General features: G+C 70.6%; 1 protein-coding gene. It reads left to right on the forward strand.

Annotated elements, in window-relative coordinates:
* On the forward strand, positions 1-540 hold a 540-nt coding region (locus tag VA603_RS00285; RefSeq protein ID WP_323437603.1), incomplete at both ends, for an undecaprenyl-diphosphate phosphatase.

Here is a 540-nt window from a genome sequence, read left to right on the forward strand (position 1 = left end):
CAGCACCGGCCATCTGCTGATCGCCCAGCACTGGCTGGGCAGCCGCTCGGACTTCTTCAACATCGTGATCCAGGCCGGTGCCATCCTGGCGGTGACGCTGGCGTTGCGGCAGCGGTTGTGGACGCTGGCCACCGGCCTGGGCCAGCGCGAGAACCGCGACTACGTCATGAAGCTGGGCGTGGCCTTTCTGGTCACTGCCGTGGTCGGCCTGCCGGTACGCCTGGCCGGCTGGGAGCTGCCGGAAACGGTGACCCCGGTGGCGTGGGCGCTGGTCATCGGTGGCGTCTGGATGCTGGCCGCCGAACGCTTCGCCGCACGCCTGCCCGACCGCGAGACGGTCACCTGGACGGTGGCCATCGGCGTCGGCCTGGCACAGGTGGTGGCCGGCGTGGTCCCCGGCACCTCGCGCTCGGCGGCGGCCATCTTCCTGGCCATGCTGCTGGGCCTGACGCGCCGCGCCGCCGCGGCCGAGTTCGTCTTCCTGGTGGGTATTCCCACCATGTTCGCCGCCAGTGGCTACGCGTTCCTGGAACTTGCCAA

Source organism: Stenotrophomonas capsici (assembly GCF_034961085.1).
Taxonomy (GTDB): Bacteria; Pseudomonadota; Gammaproteobacteria; order Xanthomonadales; family Xanthomonadaceae; genus Stenotrophomonas; species Stenotrophomonas capsici.